General features: G+C 27.4%; 19 protein-coding genes and 1 other annotated feature. Of the genes, 16 read left to right on the forward strand and 3 right to left on the reverse strand.

Annotated features, from left to right (window positions below; all coding sequences use genetic code 11):
* Nucleotides 1-269: 269 nt before the first annotated feature.
* Nucleotides 270-2,294 (reverse strand): sigma 54-interacting transcriptional regulator, encoded by a 2,025-nt coding sequence (locus tag KGF39_RS10400; protein WP_227822256.1) that lies wholly within the window; start codon nucleotides 2,292-2,294, stop codon nucleotides 270-272.
* Nucleotides 2,295-2,675: 381 nt separating this feature from the next.
* On the opposite strand from KGF39_RS10400, the gene KGF39_RS10405 reads away from it, so the two are divergent.
* From KGF39_RS10405 to KGF39_RS10435, 7 genes are all read left to right on the forward strand, one after another.
* Complete coding sequence (locus KGF39_RS10405; protein ID WP_054274671.1) at nucleotides 2,676-3,344, forward strand: nucleoside recognition domain-containing protein; 669 nt, start codon at nucleotides 2,676-2,678, stop codon at nucleotides 3,342-3,344.
* A 1-nt stretch (nucleotide 3,345) separates the two neighbouring features.
* Nucleotides 3,346-3,831 carry a YjiG family protein gene (locus KGF39_RS10410; RefSeq protein ID WP_227822257.1) on the forward strand — a complete coding sequence of 162 codons (486 nt, stop codon included), beginning with the start codon at nucleotides 3,346-3,348 and terminating at the stop codon, nucleotides 3,829-3,831.
* 60 nt (nucleotides 3,832-3,891) lie between these two features.
* Entirely contained in the window at nucleotides 3,892-5,013 is a 1,122-nt protein-coding gene (locus KGF39_RS10415) for a M20 peptidase aminoacylase family protein (RefSeq protein ID WP_227822258.1), read from the forward strand.
* Nucleotides 5,014-5,290: 277 nt separating this feature from the next.
* The gene (locus KGF39_RS10420) at nucleotides 5,291-6,481 is read left to right on the forward strand and encodes a MalY/PatB family protein (protein ID WP_227822259.1); all 1,191 of its coding nucleotides are present in this window, start codon (nucleotides 5,291-5,293) and stop codon (nucleotides 6,479-6,481) included.
* A 132-nt stretch (nucleotides 6,482-6,613) separates the two neighbouring features.
* Nucleotides 6,614-6,869: a binding site (T-box leader), on the forward strand.
* 58 nt (nucleotides 6,870-6,927) lie between these two features.
* Nucleotides 6,928-7,929 (forward strand): aspartate--ammonia ligase, encoded by a 1,002-nt coding sequence (gene asnA, locus KGF39_RS10425; RefSeq protein WP_227822260.1) that lies wholly within the window; start codon nucleotides 6,928-6,930, stop codon nucleotides 7,927-7,929.
* Between the two features lie 103 nt (nucleotides 7,930-8,032).
* Complete coding sequence (locus tag KGF39_RS10430; RefSeq protein WP_227822261.1) at nucleotides 8,033-8,422, forward strand: DUF1232 domain-containing protein; 390 nt, start codon at nucleotides 8,033-8,035, stop codon at nucleotides 8,420-8,422.
* Between the two features lie 160 nt (nucleotides 8,423-8,582).
* Nucleotides 8,583-9,791 (forward strand): dicarboxylate/amino acid:cation symporter, encoded by a 1,209-nt coding sequence (locus KGF39_RS10435; protein WP_054274665.1) that lies wholly within the window; start codon nucleotides 8,583-8,585, stop codon nucleotides 9,789-9,791.
* A gap of 179 nt (nucleotides 9,792-9,970) precedes the next feature.
* Here KGF39_RS10435 and KGF39_RS10440 read toward each other — a convergent pair whose 3' ends face one another.
* Nucleotides 9,971-11,047: an aminotransferase class I/II-fold pyridoxal phosphate-dependent enzyme gene (locus tag KGF39_RS10440; RefSeq protein ID WP_227822262.1), complete on the reverse strand. Its 1,077-nt coding sequence runs from the start codon at nucleotides 11,045-11,047 to the stop codon at nucleotides 9,971-9,973.
* Between the two features lie 227 nt (nucleotides 11,048-11,274).
* Between KGF39_RS10440 and hpt the strand changes: the two genes are divergently transcribed.
* From hpt to KGF39_RS10465, 5 genes are all read left to right on the forward strand, one after another.
* Nucleotides 11,275-11,802 carry a hypoxanthine phosphoribosyltransferase gene (gene hpt / locus KGF39_RS10445; RefSeq protein ID WP_003416006.1) on the forward strand — a complete coding sequence of 176 codons (528 nt, stop codon included), beginning with the start codon at nucleotides 11,275-11,277 and terminating at the stop codon, nucleotides 11,800-11,802.
* An 88-nt stretch (nucleotides 11,803-11,890) separates the two neighbouring features.
* The gene (locus KGF39_RS10450) at nucleotides 11,891-12,823 is read left to right on the forward strand and encodes a phosphatase PAP2 family protein (protein WP_227822263.1); all 933 of its coding nucleotides are present in this window, start codon (nucleotides 11,891-11,893) and stop codon (nucleotides 12,821-12,823) included.
* Nucleotides 12,824-12,883: 60 nt separating this feature from the next.
* Complete coding sequence (locus KGF39_RS10455) at nucleotides 12,884-14,110, forward strand: NAD(P)/FAD-dependent oxidoreductase (RefSeq protein WP_227822264.1); 1,227 nt, start codon at nucleotides 12,884-12,886, stop codon at nucleotides 14,108-14,110.
* Nucleotides 14,111-14,193: 83 nt separating this feature from the next.
* The gene (locus KGF39_RS10460; protein WP_003416009.1) at nucleotides 14,194-14,415 is read left to right on the forward strand and encodes an alpha/beta-type small acid-soluble spore protein; all 222 of its coding nucleotides are present in this window, start codon (nucleotides 14,194-14,196) and stop codon (nucleotides 14,413-14,415) included.
* A gap of 188 nt (nucleotides 14,416-14,603) precedes the next feature.
* Complete coding sequence (locus KGF39_RS10465) at nucleotides 14,604-14,774, forward strand: hypothetical protein (protein ID WP_003416012.1); 171 nt, start codon at nucleotides 14,604-14,606, stop codon at nucleotides 14,772-14,774.
* A 92-nt stretch (nucleotides 14,775-14,866) separates the two neighbouring features.
* Here the strand turns inward: KGF39_RS10465 and KGF39_RS10470 are convergent, their stop codons facing one another.
* Nucleotides 14,867-15,328 (reverse strand): hypothetical protein, encoded by a 462-nt coding sequence (locus KGF39_RS10470; protein ID WP_227822265.1) that lies wholly within the window; start codon nucleotides 15,326-15,328, stop codon nucleotides 14,867-14,869.
* Nucleotides 15,329-15,516: 188 nt separating this feature from the next.
* Here KGF39_RS10470 and KGF39_RS10475 point away from each other — a divergent pair, with 188 nt between their 5' ends.
* The 4 genes from KGF39_RS10475 (at nucleotide 15,517) to pduL (ending at nucleotide 19,042) form a co-directional block, all read left to right on the forward strand.
* Entirely contained in the window at nucleotides 15,517-15,978 is a 462-nt protein-coding gene (locus tag KGF39_RS10475) for a hypothetical protein (protein ID WP_054274659.1), read from the forward strand.
* 42 nt (nucleotides 15,979-16,020) lie between these two features.
* Complete coding sequence (locus KGF39_RS10480) at nucleotides 16,021-17,784, forward strand: GAF domain-containing SpoIIE family protein phosphatase (RefSeq protein ID WP_199856109.1); 1,764 nt, start codon at nucleotides 16,021-16,023, stop codon at nucleotides 17,782-17,784.
* A 7-nt stretch (nucleotides 17,785-17,791) separates the two neighbouring features.
* Nucleotides 17,792-18,400: a flavodoxin family protein gene (locus tag KGF39_RS10485; RefSeq protein ID WP_227822266.1), complete on the forward strand. Its 609-nt coding sequence runs from the start codon at nucleotides 17,792-17,794 to the stop codon at nucleotides 18,398-18,400.
* Nucleotides 18,401-18,472: 72 nt separating this feature from the next.
* Nucleotides 18,473-19,042 (forward strand): phosphate propanoyltransferase, encoded by a 570-nt coding sequence (gene pduL, locus KGF39_RS10490; RefSeq protein ID WP_003416023.1) that lies wholly within the window; start codon nucleotides 18,473-18,475, stop codon nucleotides 19,040-19,042.
* Nucleotides 19,043-19,376 lie beyond the last annotated feature (334 nt).

Here is a 19,376-nt window from a genome sequence, read left to right on the forward strand (position 1 = left end):
TTATATATAAGTTTACAGCTTTTAGTTTAAGTTCTTTGCTATATTTTTTGTATTTTTTAGACATAGAAAACCCCCTTAGAGTATACGCTTTTTAGACCTATTATAATGGCCTTTTATTTGAATGTCTACTATAAGGGGATTATACTAATTTTGAGATAGCCTAGTTTTTGATATAAATAAGTTTTATTATTTTATAAAAAATTTATATAAAAATAAAAAATTATAATTATATATAAAGTTTGATAAAGTAAAGATGAATTACTATAGATTTAAATTATATTATTTTTTATTATTTTTATACCTTTCTTAGTTATAGATGAACCCTTTCTTCCTTTACCAGAAATTAAGTATCCGTTGTGTGTCAAATATTCGAGCATATTTCTTACTTCGTATTCTGTGACATTATATTCCATAAATTTCATTAGTTTTGTCCTCCCCATTGGCTTCATGTACAATGATTTTAGAATAGAAATACATATGTTTTTGTCATATTGACTCAAATCATTGAATATAGACACATTACTTGACATATAATTATTATTTAATTTTGAAGATATGTTTTGAGGTAAATCATTTATTGTAAGATAATTGGAACCCATGTAGGCCATATATTCAATACAATTTCTCAATTCCCTAATATTACCCATCCAAGTATATGAATTTAAAGCTTCTAAAAGACTTTTATCTAGTTTGATATTTTTATAGGGAAATTCTTTTAAAAATGATTCTAAAAGAATAGGTATATCTTCTAATCTATATCTAAGTGGAGGCAAATCTAAGGTGAACATGCTTATTCTGTAAAATAAATCCATCCTAAATTTGTTTTCTGTAATTAATTTTTCTAAATCTTTATTTGTAGCAGCTAATATTCTCACATCAATTGGAATGATACTTGTACCACCAATTTTTCTGATTTCTTTTTCTTGTAAGACTCTCAAAAGTTTAACCTGTAAATTATGTGGCATATCTCCTATCTCATCTAGAAATATAGTGCCAGTATGAGCCAATTCAAATAATCCTTTTTTTCCACCCTTTTTTGCACCAGTAAAGGAGCCATCTTCATATCCAAATAGTTCACTTTCAAGTAGTTCACTTGGTAGTGAAGCGCAATTTATTGCTACAAAAGGTTTATTTTTTCTATTTGAATGATTATGTATTGATTGAGTAAAGGCTTCTTTACCTGTACCTGTTTCACCTGTTATTAATATAGGATTATCTGTAAGAGCCATCTTTTTTGCTTTTTTAATACAGTCTTTTATAACAACAGTATTTCCAATAATATTATTAAATTTATATTTAGCTACGTAACCTCTTTTAACAGAATCACTTCTTATTTTTTGTTCTAATATTTCTATATTGTTTACATCTTTTAATGTAATTAAGCAACCCTCTATATTTTTATAAAGATAAAACGGTTTTTTAGAAAGTATGAATTTTTTATCTATTTCATCTATGTATATAATCATATTATCTATATTTAAATTCTTTGTAATTTTATCTAAGAAACTCCTTGGTAGATATTCCATTAAGGATGGTGATTTTATAAGTTTTTCATCTAGTTCTAACATACTAAGTAAAGATTTATTTACAAAAGTAACTTTGTTAAAGGTATTGAAAAATATTAGACCATCACCTATTTCATCAATGGTCATGTATAGTATAGTTTTTAATTTAGATATATTATCTAAGGATGTATTCAAGAAGTCATGGCTTAATGTCTCTTTGGACAATCTGTATAGTTTTTCTATAAATTTTTCATTTTTTAGCTTTAGTACTACTAGTAATGACATATATGTATCTAATGAAATTTTTCTCCAACCTAGGTCGACTATATTTTTTATGTATTTTGGTATGAATCTAATTTGTCCTGGTGTTATAGCTGTATCTAAGTCATATACTTCATCACAATCTGGATATGTTGGTACAAAATCTATATGATTTATTCCAATTTTATATAGATAAGTGGCCATCTCAAATGCTGAAGTTTTATTGGTGGTCATAAGTAATGATTTTGTACCTGGAGGGAGTTGCATCATTTTTTCATATCCAAGTTTTGAAAGTGCTTTCGTTCCGTGAATAATTTCAATGTCTTCTTTAAAATGTTTTATTAAAAAATTACTAGTTAAAGGTGACAAAGAAAGTACTACATCTCCTTCTAAATTTTCTTTTATGCCATCAAGTATATTTTGTGTTTCTATGATTATTTCATCTCCAAAAAAGCTTATTAACTCCTCTTTGTAGTGGTCACTATTTAATTTATCATATGTTATAAGGATTAATTTTTTTTTGTCCATTTTATTTCTCCCAACAAAGTAATATTTATTTTTAAAGTATAAGATTAGTTATATTATACAACAAATAATAGAATAAATTTAGATATTTGATTAAATAATAGGTTTTTTTAGGTTTTTATCCTATAAAAACCTATTTAAAAATGAATTTTGTTAGATAACAAAAATCAGTTTTTTATATTGTGAAGTTTGTTTTAAATAAGTAATAAAAAAAGAATGTATTTATAAACTTGAGAAGTTAGTAATTATAAGTAATTTAATTATTGGAATAAATTTACAACAATAAATTAAACACAAAAACCTTATCATTAAAGTATTGGCATAAGTTTTGCTTATTAAATAGATATACTAATAAAATTCATTTAAACAGGAGGGAGAATTTATATGAAAAAATTGGAATCAACAACAGAAAAAGTAGAGGTAAAATGGTATGGGTATGTATCATTGATATTGGGTGCATTATTCTTTTCAGGAATATTTAAAGATGCACCAGGTGCATTAAAAGTTTTGGACTTTAATAATGTATTGGGTTCTTTTGGAACACTAGGAACAATCAATGATGGTGTAGGTACATTAGCTGCAAACTTTAGAGGAGATGGAGGTACTGGTCCTCGAGATGGGTGGTTATACGCATTGACACTAATACCATCAGTTATGTTTGCTCTTGGAATAGTTAGAGTTATAGACCATTTAGATGGAATGAAGGCAGCTCAAAAACTTCTTAGCCCACTATTAAAACCATTATTAGGATTACCTGGATTTGCAGGGTTAACTTTAATAGCTAGCTTACAATCTACAGATGCTGCGGCATCTATGACTAAAGAACTTAAAGATGATGGATATATAGATGAAAAACAAAAGGCAGTATTTTGTGCATTTCAATTTTCAGGTGCGTCTGCAATAACAAATTTCTTTGCTTCTGGAGCAGCACTATTTCCATTTATAGGAGATGTACCAATATTTATACCACTTGCTTTAATCTTAATTATGAAATTTGTTGGGGCAAACTTACTTAGATTATATTTAAACAAATTTGACAAGGGGGAAGCTTAATATGAATGAGGTAGCAAAAAAAGAAGAAAAAGTTAAAAAAGGAAATGTGATAGATGCATTTATTGGAGGGGCTAGAAATGGATTTCAAATAAGTACAAATTCAATGGCTCCAAATGTTATATTTGGTTTTGCTATAATTTCTGTATTCAATTTAACTGGTCTTTTGGATATAATAGGGACAATATTCACACCTGTAATGAGTTTATTTGGACTTCCAGGTGTTGCAGCAACGGCTATAATGACAATATTTATATCAATGGGAGGAGCATCTGGGGTAATAGCAGGTTTGTTTACAGCAGGTCAGATAAGCCAAGCACATGTTGCAATTCTCTTACCAATGTTATTGCTTTCAGGAGCTCAGATACAATTTATGGGCAGACTTTTAGGAACGGCTGAATTAAAGACAAAGTACTATCCGCACATGTTTGTGATAGCAACGTTAAATGGTTGCATTGCAATGCTTATAATGAATTATTTCATAGTATAGGTAATTATAATAAAAATTTAATATAAATTGAAGGTTTAAATTTTAAGGAGGAATTATATTATGCAGACTAACAAAGGTTATATTGAGTATGTACATAAAGTGTATGATTATCTACACACTATACCAGAAAAAGGATTTGAAGAATACAAGACATCAGAATTTGTTTTAAAAGAGCTTGAAAAAATGGGATTTGAAAATATTAATAAAGGTATTGCAGGAACTGGTATTATAGTAACTATAGATTCTAAAGAAGAAGGACCTGTATTTGCTATAAGAGCAGATATGGATGCGTTGGAATTTATAATAGATGGAAAAAAGAAAATGATACATGCTTGTGGTCATGATGGTCACACTTCTATGCTTTTAACAGCTGCAAAGTTAATAAAAGATAGAAACCTAGTAAAGAGAGGAAAATTAAAAATACTTTTTCAACCAGGGGAAGAAAAGTTATATGGAGCATTAAGAGTAATTGATTCTGGGTTATTAGATGATGTAGAAGAAATGGTAGGTATGCATTTAAGACCTGGACAAGATTGTAGGCTGGGAAAGGCTATACCTGCAATGTATCATTGTGCTAGTTGTATAATGGAATTTGCGATTAAAGGTACTACTTGTCATGGTTCTAAACCGCATTTGGGAGTAAATGCAGTAGATGCTGTTTGTTTAGCAGTAAATTCGATAAATGCAATAAGAGTAAATCCAGCTGTGCCAAATTCTATAAAAGTAACAAATATATCCGTTAAAGGAGAAACATATAATAATATACCAGATGAAGCATTTATGGCTTTAGATATAAGAGCTGAAAGTAATGATATAATAGAAGAATTAAAAGAAAAAGCCATCCATGCTGTAAAAACTGCTGTAAGTTCTATAAATGCAGAAGCTATATTGCTTTCAAAGGATGGAGTACCAGCAGCAGAGTTTGATGAAGGGCTTGTGAAATTGGCTGAAGAAACTATAAAAGATGTATTGGGAACAGATGCGTCGATAGGTATATTTAAAAATTCTGGAGGAGAAGATTTCCACTATTATACACAAAAATTAAAATGTAAAACTACATATATTGGATTGGGAGCTGATGCTACACCAGGATTCCATAACCCAAATGTAACATTTGATACAAAGGCATTAGAATATGGAGTAGATATATGGTGTAGATTGGTTGAAAAGAGATTAGGATAATGTCCAAACGATTAGCTTCACATTTAAAATTTTAGAAACTATAGAAAAAGATTGCCCATGTTAGTTGAAATATAATTAATATGAGCAATCTTGTTTTGATATAATGAAGTTATTTTTACAATATTGAAAAAAACTACAACAATAAAAACAAATATATTTTAAATCTATTGGACAAAAAAGTGCTATTATTATAGTATGTAGAGTTGTAAAATAATACTAAATTATACATAGCTATAGATTTAATAATTATAAAATCTATATTTTTAGGAGGGGAAAAATGAGTAAATATAATTTTGACAGAGTGATAGATAGAGTGGGAACAGATTGTGTTAAATGGGATTTTAGAACTAATTGTTCACCAAAAGCACAAAAATATGGTTTACCTTTTTGGATTGCAGATATGGATTTTGAATGTGCAGAACCAATAATAGAAGCGTTACATAAAAAAGTTAATCACAAAATATTTGGGTATAGTTCCAATGATAGTGAGAAATACTTTGATTCAGTTTGTGGTTGGTATAAAAGGAGATTTAACTGGGAAATAAATAGAGAAGATATTGTTTTTAGTCCAGGGGTCGTACCAGCGGTGGCTATTTTAGTAAGAATATTAACTGATTCTAATGAAGGTGTAATAGTTCAAAAACCAGTATATTACCCATTTGAAGCTAAGATAAAAAGTAATAATAGAGAAGTTGTAAACAATCCTCTAATATATGAAAATGGGACTTATAGAATGGATTATGATGATTTGGAAGAAAAGGCTAAGTGTAGTAACAATAAAGTACTTATACTTTGTAGCCCTCACAATCCTGTTGGGAGAGTTTGGAGAGAAGAAGAATTAAAAAAGGTTGTAGAAATATGTAAAAAATACAATTTATGGATAATAGCTGATGAGATACATTCTGATTTAATTAGAAAAGGATTTAAACATACTCCTTTGCAAGCCTTATGTCCAGAGTATAAAGATAAAATAATTACATGTATAGCCCCAAGTAAAACGTTTAATTTGGCTGGAATGCAATTGTCTAATATAATAGTTAATAATAATGAATTAAGAAATAAATATCAAGAAGAAGTTACAGCTGTTGGAGTTGGAACCTCACCAAATCCTTTTGCTATTGTATCTACAATAGCAGCATATAATGAGAGTGAAGATTGGCTTAATGAATTGAATGAATATTTAGATAACAACATAAAATTTATTGATGAATACTTAAAAGAAAATTTACCAAAAGTAAAACTTGTTTATCCAGAAGGAACATATCTAGCATGGTTAGATTTTACTGCTTATGGATTAAATGAAGTAGAACTTGAAGATTTAATGTTTAAAAAAGCTAATGTATTGTTTGATGAGGGTTATATATTTGGAAAAGAAGGAATAGGATTTGAAAGAATAAATGTAGCATGTCCACAGTCTTTATTAAAAGAATGTATGGATAGATTAAAGGCTACGTTTGAAAATTTATAAAGTATAGGTAAAAGTTCTAAAGTGTGTAAAAATAAAAAAATAATAAACTTGACAAATTTTAACTAATCACTTATCATACTATTATGAATAAATAGAAAACATAAGAGAGCTAAATTTTATTGAATTAAACTCTTAAAGACTTTGAAAGGAAGAGTAGTTATAGAATGTAATTAAAGCGAGTTGGTGATGGTGTGAGACCAATATGAAGTCTATAATGAAGAACATCCTGGAGTTGCTAACCGAAATTTTAAAAGAGTAGGCTTAGTCGGAACCAAACCGTTATCATATTGGGATGTATCGAGTAATATCTGTACATTATGAGCTGGGTTTGAATTTATTTCAGACTAATCAGGGTGGTACCGCGGAAAAGCAACCTTTCGTCCCTTTTATATAGGGATGAAGGGTTTTTTTTATGGAAAAATATATAAATATAGGGAGTGAATAATATGAGCACAATAATACCAAAGGATTATAAAAGTAGTTTGAATGTAATTGATACACAAATAGCTATAAAAAAATTAAAAGATTTTTTTGAAATGAGACTAAGTAATGAATTAAATCTTATAAGAGTTTCTTCTCCGTTATTTGTATTACCAGAAACAGGTGCAAATGATAATTTAAATGGAGAAAAGGCTGTAAGTTTTGATATACCATTTATGAATAAAAATGCAGAAATTGTTCAATCACTTGCAAAATGGAAACGATTAGCTCTTAAAAAATACGGCTTTAAAGTTGGCAGTGGTTTATATACAGATATGAATGCAATAAGAAAAAATGAAGAATTGGATAATATACATTCCCTTTATGTAGACCAGTGGGATTGGGAATTGGTTATAGATAAAAGTAGCAGAAATGAAAAGACTTTAAAAGATATTGTAAAAAGGCTATATGGAGTATTTAAAGATACTGAAATTTTTGTATGTAGTATGTATAAAGGTATAAAAGAAATCTTACCAGAAGAAATAACTTTTATAACATCACAAGAGTTAGAAGATATGTATCCTGAATTATCGCCAAAGGAAAGAGAAGACAAAGTTGTAAAAGACAAGAAGGCAGTATTTATAACTCAAATAGGAAAGACACTAATATCAGGAGAAAAACATGATGGAAGAAGCCCTGATTATGATGACTGGGAATTGAATGGAGATATATTATTTTATAATCCTGTTTTAGATTCAGCGTTAGAATTATCTTCAATGGGAATTAGAGTTGATGAAGAATCTCTTGATAGACAATTGAAACTTGCTGGATGTGAAGAGAGAAAAGAGTTTGACTATCATAAGATGCTTTTAAATGGTGAGCTTCCATATACAATTGGTGGAGGAATTGGTCAATCAAGAATATGTATGTATTTCTTGCAAAAGGCTCATATAGGAGAAGTACAGGTTGGAGTATGGCCACAAGATATGATTAAAAATTGTAGCAGTGCAGGAATTGAATTATTATAATTTAAATGTAAACTAATTAATAAAATTTATATCTAATATATTCATCAAATTAATTATATCGGTTATAATGTAGAATAACCTATAATTATAAGAGGTGATAAATATGGAATTTCTAAAAAGAGTCATTAATATAATTTTAGATTTTTTAAAAAAAATTTTGGTGAGATTTAAAAATGCTAAATTTGGTTTGCTTTTTATATTTGATTTACTTAAACTACCTGATTTTATGACAGATAAACGAATCAATATAGTCGATAAAATAAAAGTAGTTTCCGTATTAATTTTTACTATATCGTACTTTGTATCTGGAGTTGATATAGTACCTGAAATGATTGCTGGTGCATTTGGTTTTGTAGATGATGCTATAGTATTAATTTGGAGTATAGGTACTGTGAATGAAGAAATTAATAAGTATAGAATTATTGCAAAAAAGGATAAACATTCAAATATAATTGAAAATGTAGAATTTTCTATAAAAGATGAAGAAGAATAACAATTTATATGTGTTATTCTTTTTTTTATTAACAAAAAATGGTTAAATTGTTGACGGAGAGGTAAAACTCTATTATCATAATAAGTGGATATCCAATATTTAGCTAAGTATTCAATGTACAAGGATGCTTAATTTAAAAAAGTTATGGAGGGTAAATGTTATGAAGAAAAAAATAGGTTTAGTGCCCAAGCTAATCATCGGTATCATAGTCGGTATTTTAATCGGAAGTTATGCACCAGAAATAATTGTACAAATATTAGTAACAGTTAGTACTCTATTCTCAGCATTCCTAAAATTTGTTATACCATTTATAATTATAGGTTTTGTAACAGCAGGTATAGCTGATTTAGCAACAGGCGCAGGAAAGTTATTGGGAATAACTACAGGAATCGCATATGGTTCTACTTTAATAGCAGGATTATTGTCATTTGTAGTATCTACATTAATCTTCCCAAATTTTATTGATGCAAGTGTTGCAAGTCAAATTGGAGACCCAGAAGCAGGAATGTTAGCTCCAATCTTCACAATTCCATTAGAGCCTATGGTAGATGTAACAGCAGCAATCGTATTTGCATTTGTAATGGGACTTGGAATATCAGCTTTAAGAAATCATGGTAAAGGAGAAACTTTATTTAATTTCTTCCAAGAATTCCAAGAAATCGTAACGAAAACGTTGTCAACAGTAATTATACCTTTATTACCTTTATATATAGCAGGAACTTTTGCAAATATAACTATAGCAGGGGAAGTATGGACAATATTAGGGGTATTCTGGAAAGTATATTTAGTAGTAATCCCTTTACATTTTGTATATATGGCATGTCAATTTACAGCAGCAGGAATGTTTTCAGGAAAAAATCCAGTAAGAATGTTAAAAAATCAAGTACCTGGATATTTAACAGCTATAGGTACTCAATCTTCAGCAGCAACTATACCAGTTAATGTTGGTTGTGCAGAAAAAAACGGAGTAAGTAAGCAAATAAGAGAATTTGTTGTACCTCTTTGTGCAACAATACATTTATCAGGTAGTATGATATCAATAACAGGATTTACAACAGCAGTTTTAATGATGAATGGTATGCCACATGGAATAGGCGTATTATTCCCTTATATTGCAATGTTAGGTATAGCAATGGTTGCAGCACCAGGAGCACCAGGTGGAGCTATAATGAGTGCACTTCCTTTCTTACCAATGGTTGGAATACCATCAGATGGTGGTCTTGCAAGTTTAATGATAGCTTTATACTTAACTCAAGACAGTTTTGGTACAGCATGTAACGTATCAGGAGATAATGCAATAGCAGTAGTTGTAGATAAAATAAATGATGGAATTAGTAAAAAAGGAAACAAAGAAAAGCAAAGTGCTTAGTCTGTAAATATATGAAAATGAGGCCGTCTTAAAATACAGATAGGCCTCTTTTTCATTATTGAAATAATGATGAAAATATATTTGATTTCATACAAAAAAGAGTGCCTTAGAACTAAAAAGTTCATTTTGAGACACTCCCATTTTTTATATTGTACAAATTACAAAATAAAGTAATTTTTTTATTTAAAAATTGATTTAAGAGATGATATTAATAATTTATTTTCATTAGGTTTTAATATACATACCCTAAAAAAATATTCATCTAGACCTTCAAAAGAATAACAATCTCTTATTATTCTTCTTTGAGGAATTAGTTTCTCACGAAGAGATTTAGCAGTCAATTCCTTTGTCTTAATTTTGCACAATATAAAATTACCTTTAGTATCATACACATTTAAACTTTTTATATTTTTAAGTTCTTTAAGTAAATAGTTTCTTTCAGTATTCATTAAAGAAATAGTGCTTGATATGAAATTTAAATCACTAAACATGATTTCACCCATCTTAGAAGCAATTATATTTATATTCCATAAATCCAGATTTTTATTTATTTCATTTTTAACATTAGTATCAGATATAATACCATATCCAAGTCTTATACCAGGTGTTGAAAAAAACTTTGATGTACCCCTTATAACGAATAAATTAGAATAATCATCGACTACTTGAGTACAGGAGTACGTATCTGTATCAGTAAACTCTACATAAGTTTCATCAATCATCAAAAATGAGTTTGTATTTTTTAAAATTTCTCTCATTTCTGCGTTAGTAAATGCAAATCCAGTTGGATTACTAGGATTACAGATTATTACCAAATCATAATCTTTAGCGTTGATAGTTTCTATAAGATTTTCTAAATTTATATGAAAATTATCTTCTTCTTTGGCAAAGTATTTGTCGATAGAACAATTAATTTTAGATAGTTCTTTTTCATACTCTGAATAAACTGGAGAAAGTAAAAGAGCCTGTTTAGGGTTAATTGTATGTATAAATGATGAAATTAATTCTGTAGCTCCACTGCCAAGGACTATATTATCTATAGAACATTTGCAGTAATTGGATATAGAAGTTTTTAAGTCTATGTAATCGGGGTCGGGATACATAGATATCATATCTATATTGTTTACAATGTATTGTTTGGCTAAATTTGATGTACCAAAAGGATTTATATTTGAGCTAAAATCCATAAATTCCTCTTTTGAAAAGCCATACTTACTAGATAAACTATATAAATTAGCTCCATGATTCGTGCTCATAAAAGTACCTCCAAAAATAAAATTATATAATTGATAAAAATAACTGATTAATATATGTACATATAGATTATAATACAAAGGAATCTTTAATCCAAATTTTTAATGGAAAAACAAAAAAGTATGGATAAGCTGTTAATTTAGGTTTAAAAATGATGAAAAAGATTTTAATTGACATTTTGGTATGCTATAATATATAGGTTAATAGAAGGAAAGCAGGAGGATACAAAATGTACAAAGTTACAGGAAAAATGTTGACAGAAGAACAAATAAAAGAAAAAGTTTATGAATTAGGCAAAAAAATAGAAGAAGACTTTAAAGGTGAAGATTTACTAGTGGTAGGTATACTTAAAGGAGCTAGTGTATTTGTTTCAGATTTAATAAGATGTATAGATTTGGATGTAAATATAGATTTTATGAGTGTTACAAGTTATGGAAATTCAACAGAGTCTTCTGGTACAGTTAAAATATTAAAAGATTTAGATGTAGATATTGAAGGAAAAAATGTGTTGATTGTAGAGGACATAATAGATTCTGGTTTAACATTAAGTAATCTAGTTGCAGCTTTAAAAACTAGAAATCCAAAATCTTTAAAACTATGTACTCTACTTGACAAACCTCAAAGAAGAAAGGCTAATATACCTGTAGACTATGTTGGATTTGTTATTGAAGATAAATTTATTGTTGGTTATGGAATAGATTATGCTGAGAAGTATAGAAATTTACCTTATATAGGTATAGTTGAAGATGTAGAATAGACTTAAATGTGAATTAAAAGCGCTAATCTCTAAGAGAGTTAGTGCTTTTTAATTAAGTATATAAAATCTTAGTAAAGGAGACATCTATATGGATATTCAATTAAGTATATTATTATTTTTCCAAAATTTAAGAAATCCAATTTTGAACTTTATATTTCTTGTATTCACAATAAGCACAGAAGCACCATTATTAATATTAATTACAACAATCATTTATTGGTGTATAAATAAAAAATGTGGACAAAAAATACTGTTTGCTATAATTGGAAATTTTGTTGTAAATTTAGGCATCAAAGAATTTGTAAAAGCTCCTAGACCAATAGGAATAAAAGGTCTTGAGTCATTGAGAGTTTCTACTGCTGGTGGCTACTCTTTTCCAAGTGCTCATACTCAAACTGCAACTACATTTTGGGTTAGTATCATGACTATATTTAAAAAGAGATATATCCATTTAATAGGAGCAGTGATGGTTTTAGGAGTTGGATTGTCTAGGTTGTATTTAGCAGTTCATTGGCCTATAGATGTGATAGCTGGATGGGTACTAGGCATATTTTTTACAGTGATATTTGTAAAAATATTTGACTATATTGATGATAATAAAAATTATATTTTTCTTGTAGCTTTACTTATACCATTTGTAATAGTAGCTATATTTTTAAATAGCCCCGAATATTTTGAAAAATTTGGTATTATAGTAGGGTTTGTATTTGGATATATAGTTGAGGATAAATTTGTTAAATTTAATACAGATAATAATAACAAAAAAATTAACTTTAGCAGTAAAAATAAGAAGAGTAAAAATATAATTTTTTCAAGAATATGTAGGTTTTTGATTGGGATAGCAACAATAGGAATATTATACATTGGCATTAAGTTGTTTATTTCAATGTTAATAGTCACTTTAAATATAAGTGACTCTAATATGAGTATAATTTTTATGAATTTTATTAAGAATACAGTAGTTGTTTTTTATGGAGTAGCAGGAGCTCCTGCATTATTTAAACTTTTAAAATTAAATTGATTTGAGTTATATGTTAAATAGTTTAAATTAAAAAAATTAAGGGTAGAAAAGAGTGATTATTTGAAGAAAGTAGTAGTAATAGGTGGTGGACCAGCAGGGATGATAGCTGCATCAACTGCATGTGAAAGAGGATTTGATGTAACATTAATTGAGAAAAATCATAAATTAGGCAAAAAACTTGCAATAACAGGAAAAGGTAGATGTAACATCACCAACGCTTGTGATATAGAGGGATTAATAGAAAATGTTCCCACAAATGGAAAATTTTTATATAGTGCTTTTTATACTTTTACCAATGATGATGTAATAAATATGTTTAATAATCTTGGAGTAAAAACTAAAACAGAAAGAGGAAAAAGAGTCTTTCCGGAAAGTGATAAAGCATTTGATGTTGTAAAGGCTCTTGAAAAGCAACTCAAAAATAAAAAAGTAAATATATTATTAAATTCGAGAGTAGAAAAAATAATATCTAAAAACAATAAAATTGAAAAAGTAGTTCTAAACAATAAGAAAGAAATCAAGTGTGACTCAGTTATAGTAGCAACTGGTGGATTAAGTTATCCTCTTACTGGTTCTACTGGTGATGGATATAAATTTGCAATCTCACAAGGACACACAATTGTAGATACAAAACCATCTTTAATTGGCATAGAAGTCCAAGAAAGTTTTACAAAAGATTTAGAAAAATTATCATTAAGAAATGTTGAGATAAGAGTGTTTAATAGCAGAAAAAAGAAAGTTTATAGTGATTTTGGAGAACTTGAATTTACTAAATTCGGTTTAGATGGACCTATAATAAAGTCTGCAAGTTGTAGAATGAAAGACACAAGTAAAGAAAATTACACTATATTGTTAGATTTAAAACCTGCACTAGATGAAGAAAAATTGGATAAAAGAGTTCAAAAAGATTTTCAGAAGTATACAAATAAAAAATTTGAAAAAGCATTGGATGACTTGCTTCCCAAAAAACTTATACCTGTAATAATAAATTTGAGTGAAATTAATCCAGATACAGTTGTTCATCAAATTTCTAGAGAACAGAGAAAAAACTTAGTCCATTTATTAAAAAATTTAAAGTTTACAGTAAAGAGATACAGACCCATTGATGAAGCTATAATAACTTCTGGTGGTGTAAAAGTAAATGAAATAAACTCGAGTACAATGGAATCAAAATTAGTAGAAGGTTTATTTTTTGCTGGAGAAGTAATAGATATAGATGCATATACAGGAGGATTCAATTTGCAAATAGCTTTTTCTACTGGATATTTGGCAGGTTTTAATTGCTAAAAATTACCTGAATTAAAAATGTTTAAAATCACATAATATTATCAGCAACACAAAATAAATTAAACAGAAGGAAGGTAATCAACATGGCAAGTAACAATAACAACAACAGAACAGTAGTACCAGGAGCAAAAGAAGCTTTAAACCAAATGAAATTAGAAATAGCTAATGAACTTGGTATGAGTAATTATCAACAAGTTGATAAAGGAAACCTTACTGCAAGAGAAAATGGTTATGTAGGTGGATACATGACTAAAAAATTAGTTGAAATGGCTGAACAACAAATGGCTGGAAAAAGCAACAGATAGTTAATAAATAATTATTTATAACTATTGGCTATTAGTTTAGCTAGAGCTATCTCAAATATAGAAAGTAATTTCTAAATTGAGATAGCTTTTTTTTATTAAATTTTAGATAAGTACATTTTTGTGTAATAAATTTTAGAAATTTGGATAAAATAATACAAATGAATATGTTACATAAGGAGTGATGTTAAATGAGTAGTGTAAATTTTGAGGATTTAAAAAACAAATTTATTAATAGTGACCTGGATGAAAAAATAAGAATATACACAACAACAGAAGGATTATCAGTAGAACAATTTAAAGAGTTATTAAAATATTATCCAATACAACATTTATCTAAATTAGAAAAAGCACTTGGATAATATTACTTATTCTAAAAATTAAAAAGGCAATTTATTTAATATTAAAATAGTTTTTATTAAATAAATTGCCTTTTTATAATAAATTTAGATTATCATGCTTTTGATATATAATTATAGATTCTCTCATTTCCAAGTTCAATAGACCCAGTATTAATAAGAGTAACGATTCCTTCTATATCTCTAGAAGTTAAGTATTTATATGGAATTAATAAATTATAGCCAGTATTACTTAGTAAATTTTTTAATTGGGTTACTTGAGATATATTCAAACACTTTACAGTTTTATTAGATTTTTTTCTTAAGTTAGATAAATTTTCATTTTGAATCTTTATTAAAGTTTCGATATAGCCTATATAAGATGTTTTAAAGTCAGATTCATTGACTATTTTTTCATCAAGTATACTACTGATAAAATCTTGGGATAATATATTATTTACAAATTTATCTGCTGTCAATTTTCCAGATATTATACCTTTTTGATATTTTCTAAGAATTTTTTTAGTATAGCAGTATATTTTATTTCTTGTTTCTAAATCAAGTTCTTCTATTTGCACAAGACCACTTCCTTCTAATTATAAAATATTTATTAAAAAATCTATACTTAAGCAATAAAGTTTCAATAAATTATTTACAATAAATACTAAATTATAAAATATTTGTTATTTTTTATTATTACCAAGTATAAAAAATATTATAATTGTAAAACTTACAAATATATGTAAAATATTTAGGAGTGGTGAAAATGTTAAATGGGATAATAAAACTTTTTTATTCTGAAATTGTAAAAACGAAGATTAATAATTTAGATTCAAGTGCCTATTCTTTAAGAGATGAATGTAAAGAAATTAGAAATATAACTTTAAAGATAGATAGTGTATTTTTTAAACTTTTAAAGTTAGTTTTTGGTTCAATATTGCTTATGGCAGCATTTAATTTAAATATGGTTTTAGGTATAGGAGTGTTTTTAATCGGTGTAGTTTATATACTATATAAGAGAAATATGGAAGAACAAGTAAAAGAGCATATAAATAATGTGAAAAATAATATCGACATCTCTAAAATTACTTTTATGGATGAAAAAGGGAGAACAGGTCTAAATGCACTGATTACATTACTGCTTATAGGATTATTGACAGGATTTAACTGGATATTAGTTGCTAGTTTTGTCGTTGTTTTTGTTTTTACTATAAAGAATGTATGTTAAAATACTAATAAATAGTTTAATATATAGGGGGAGAAATTGAGTATGACTAATGGCAGTTATAAAATGAAGAATTTAGTGGAGATATCCGCTATGGTGACTGAATCTACAGATTTTTTTAATATAAAAGATGATATAATAGAAAAAATGTTAGAGGTTGTTCACCCCACAAAGGCATGTGTGAATCTATTTTATAAAAATGATTCTAAATATGCCTACTTAGTATGTTCACAAACCTTAGAATATGTACCTCAAATTTTTCCAATCAATAGTCTTAAAGGTGCAAAAATTGATTTTGACACATATCCAGAATATATACATGAAGCTGTAAATGAAAAAAAGATAATATATGTAAAAAATGTATTTGAAGATTCTAGAGCAGAAGGTGAACGAGATTTAGCAAAATCTGAAGGTTATATTGGGAGAATAGTTTTTCCTTTTATAATAAATAATGTAGTTGTTGGATTTATGACTTGCTTTTTAAAAGAGGAGGATTATTTAACAGAACAAGATATAGATTTTATATCATCTGTTGCATCACTCCTAAGTTTATCAATAGAAATAACTAATAAAAATAATAATGTACAAATTTTAATTGATAAGTTAAGAGGTTCAATAAGTGCCATAAATGAAGCTACTAAAAAATTATACCTTAATAAGAGTATTGATGGCTTTTTAGAAAATTTAAGTAAACAAGCATGCAATATTACTAATAGTAAAGAAGCTTTAATAATTATAAATGGTCATCATAATAAGGATACTATAGTTAGTTGTTATAATGTTGAGCAAAAAAAGAAAACAAATTTATATCCTATGATTGATACATTTTTAAAGAAGGAATCATTAGGAGGATATCTAAATAACTTAAAACCATGTTCAAAAAAGGGAATAAACTTGGAAAGTTATATATATTACAAACTTCAGGATAAAAATGAAACTATAGGATGTATAGTTTGTGCAAACAGCAAAAACTATACCAGTGATGATTTAAATATTCTTAGTATATTGTCCAAGCAAGTTTCTGTTGGGATGCAGTTATATGAACACAATGAAAAAGAAGTAAAACACAAAGTTCTTGAAAATGAGTTAAACATATTAAATAAACAACAACAGCTTATTATGGATAAGGGTAAAATGGATTGTAATGATGAGAAAGAACTTTATTTTTATCATAAACCAGCAAGGGTAGTAGGTGGAGATTTTTATTATGCTACAAAAGTAGATGATGAACATATAGTTTATATTGTTGCTGATGTAATGGGACATGGAATGGTATCAAATTATGTTGTTGCAATGATAAAAGGTGCTTTTAAAGTATTATGCAATCAATATAGTACACCAAGAGAAATAATGACAAATTTAAATAGTATGTTGTATGATGAATTTGATAAAATGGGAGTATTTACAACGTGCTTGATAGGTATTATAGACACTAAAGAAAATATGATTACAGTATCTAATGCAGGTCACTATAGTCCAGTAGTTGTAAAGAAGGATGGGACGATAGAAAGTAATTTGAACTGCAAAAAAGGTATACCTATTGGAATAATGGAAGATGCTACTTATGAAAATAATACTCTTTCAATGGAAGATTATGCAATGGTATGTATGTATACTGATGGAATTTTAGAGATAAAGAACAAATCAAAAGAAGAATATGGTATAAACAGATTAGAAAACTTTTTAAAAGAAAACTTTAGATTAAATCAGCAGTTAATAGTAGAAAATCTAAAGTTAGATTTAAAGAACTTTTCATCAAAAGATAATTATGATGATGATATTTTAATAGTTATGTTAAAGGATAGGTAGATTTATTATGGATTCAAATGATAAAAAAGAACTTAAAAGTCCAGAGATTATGATAATAAATGGAAGTCCAAGAAGTAATAAAAATTGCAGTTTTATAGCAACTGAAATAAAAGCTATGCTAGAAGAGCGTGGATTAAGTTGTAAAATATTTAATATATACGATATGGATATTGAATATTGCACTGCATGTGGGTTTTGTGAAAAAACAGGGTATTGTAAGTTTAATGATGATATGAAACCATTATATAAAATGTTTGATGGGTCAAAAGGGACTATAGTAATAAGCCCTGTGCATTTTGATTCAATATCAGCTAAATTAAAGACTGTTGTTGATAGAACACAAGCTATATATGCAAGTAAATATGTATTAAATAAGCCTTCAATTGATAGAAATAAGAAACGTATAGGTATGTATATTGCAGTAGGAGGTAGTAAATCCTATGATTCACAGTTTAAAGGAGGTCAGATTGTTATGGACTTTTTCTTTAAGAGTATAAATACTAAACTTTTACACAATATATATTTAAATAATACAGATAATATACCTTATATGGATAATCAAGAATTTAAAGATATAATATATAAAAATTTAAAAATATATATTGATTCAATATAATTTGATTTTGTAGGTAATATTATGTATAATTGTATTGCAATAATTTAAAATAATTAGAAGGAGGGAATTTCAATGAAATTACCAATAGCATTATCTAATAAACATGTTCATTTAAGTCAAGCTGATATAGACGTATTATTTGGGGCAGGTCATGAGTTAACTAAATTTAAACCATTGTCTCAACCAGGACAATATGCCTGTGAAGAAAAAGTGGATTTAGTAGGACCAAAAGGAACTTTAAAAGGAGTTAGAGTATTAGGACCAGCTAGAGCTCATACTCAAGTTGAAATATCTTTAGCAGATGGTTTCCCATTAGGAGTAAAAGCACCAATAAAAGAATCTGGTGATATAGCTGGGACTCCAGGTGTTAAATTAGTAGGGCCTGCTGGAGAAGTTGAAATGAAAGAAGGAGTTATAGTTGCTTCTAGACATATACATATGAGCAATGAAGATGCTGCTAAATTTGGTGTAACTGATAAGCAAATAGTAAAAGTTAAAACATCTGGACCAAGAGCATTAGTATTTGAAAATGTATTAGTAAGAGCTAGTGATAGCTTTAATCTAGAAATGCATGTTGACATGGAAGAAGGAAATGCAGCAGGTGTTAAAAATGGAGATTTAGTAGAATTAATAGTTGATTAATATTATAAATGAAATTTATGCTAGTGGATATTCTATTTGCTAGCATATTTTTTAAATGTAATAAATTTCTATATGATAAATTTAATCTATTAGATTAATTTATAAAATAAAGGGGTATTATGAAAAATATAATAAAAACTTACAAAAATATGATGTAATATGGTAAAATTATATATATATAAATTTACATATAATAAAGATAACTATTCTATTTTTTATATCAATATATACAAATAGATAAAAAAGTTTGAAAAATCTAACTTAATTTATTATATATTGTATACAAAATTATGAAAAAAACTTAACATATTTAATTTTAAAAAAAATCTACTTA

The sequence above is a fragment of the Clostridioides sp. ZZV14-6345 genome, from assembly GCF_020657775.1.
GTDB classification, from domain to species: domain Bacteria; phylum Bacillota; class Clostridia; order Peptostreptococcales; family Peptostreptococcaceae; genus Clostridioides; species Clostridioides difficile_D.

Coding starts and splice junctions, on each gene's coding strand:
- KGF39_RS10400 (WP_227822256.1), bottom strand. CDS start 2,294: ATGGACAAAAAAAAATTAATCCTTATAACATATGATAAATTAAATAGT.
- KGF39_RS10405 (WP_054274671.1), top strand. CDS start 2,676: ATGAAAAAATTGGAATCAACAACAGAAAAAGTAGAGGTAAAATGGTAT.
- KGF39_RS10410 (WP_227822257.1), top strand. CDS start 3,346: ATGAATGAGGTAGCAAAAAAAGAAGAAAAAGTTAAAAAAGGAAATGTG.
- KGF39_RS10415 (WP_227822258.1), top strand. CDS start 3,892: ATGCAGACTAACAAAGGTTATATTGAGTATGTACATAAAGTGTATGAT.
- KGF39_RS10420 (WP_227822259.1), top strand. CDS start 5,291: ATGAGTAAATATAATTTTGACAGAGTGATAGATAGAGTGGGAACAGAT.
- asnA (WP_227822260.1), top strand. CDS start 6,928: ATGAGCACAATAATACCAAAGGATTATAAAAGTAGTTTGAATGTAATT.
- KGF39_RS10430 (WP_227822261.1), top strand. CDS start 8,033: ATGGAATTTCTAAAAAGAGTCATTAATATAATTTTAGATTTTTTAAAA.
- KGF39_RS10435 (WP_054274665.1), top strand. CDS start 8,583: ATGAAGAAAAAAATAGGTTTAGTGCCCAAGCTAATCATCGGTATCATA.
- KGF39_RS10440 (WP_227822262.1), bottom strand. CDS start 11,047: ATGAGCACGAATCATGGAGCTAATTTATATAGTTTATCTAGTAAGTAT.
- hpt (WP_003416006.1), top strand. CDS start 11,275: ATGTACAAAGTTACAGGAAAAATGTTGACAGAAGAACAAATAAAAGAA.
- KGF39_RS10450 (WP_227822263.1), top strand. CDS start 11,891: ATGGATATTCAATTAAGTATATTATTATTTTTCCAAAATTTAAGAAAT.
- KGF39_RS10460 (WP_003416009.1), top strand. CDS start 14,194: ATGGCAAGTAACAATAACAACAACAGAACAGTAGTACCAGGAGCAAAA.
- KGF39_RS10465 (WP_003416012.1), top strand. CDS start 14,604: ATGAGTAGTGTAAATTTTGAGGATTTAAAAAACAAATTTATTAATAGT.
- KGF39_RS10475 (WP_054274659.1), top strand. CDS start 15,517: ATGTTAAATGGGATAATAAAACTTTTTTATTCTGAAATTGTAAAAACG.
- KGF39_RS10480 (WP_199856109.1), top strand. CDS start 16,021: ATGACTAATGGCAGTTATAAAATGAAGAATTTAGTGGAGATATCCGCT.
- KGF39_RS10485 (WP_227822266.1), top strand. CDS start 17,792: ATGGATTCAAATGATAAAAAAGAACTTAAAAGTCCAGAGATTATGATA.
- pduL (WP_003416023.1), top strand. CDS start 18,473: ATGAAATTACCAATAGCATTATCTAATAAACATGTTCATTTAAGTCAA.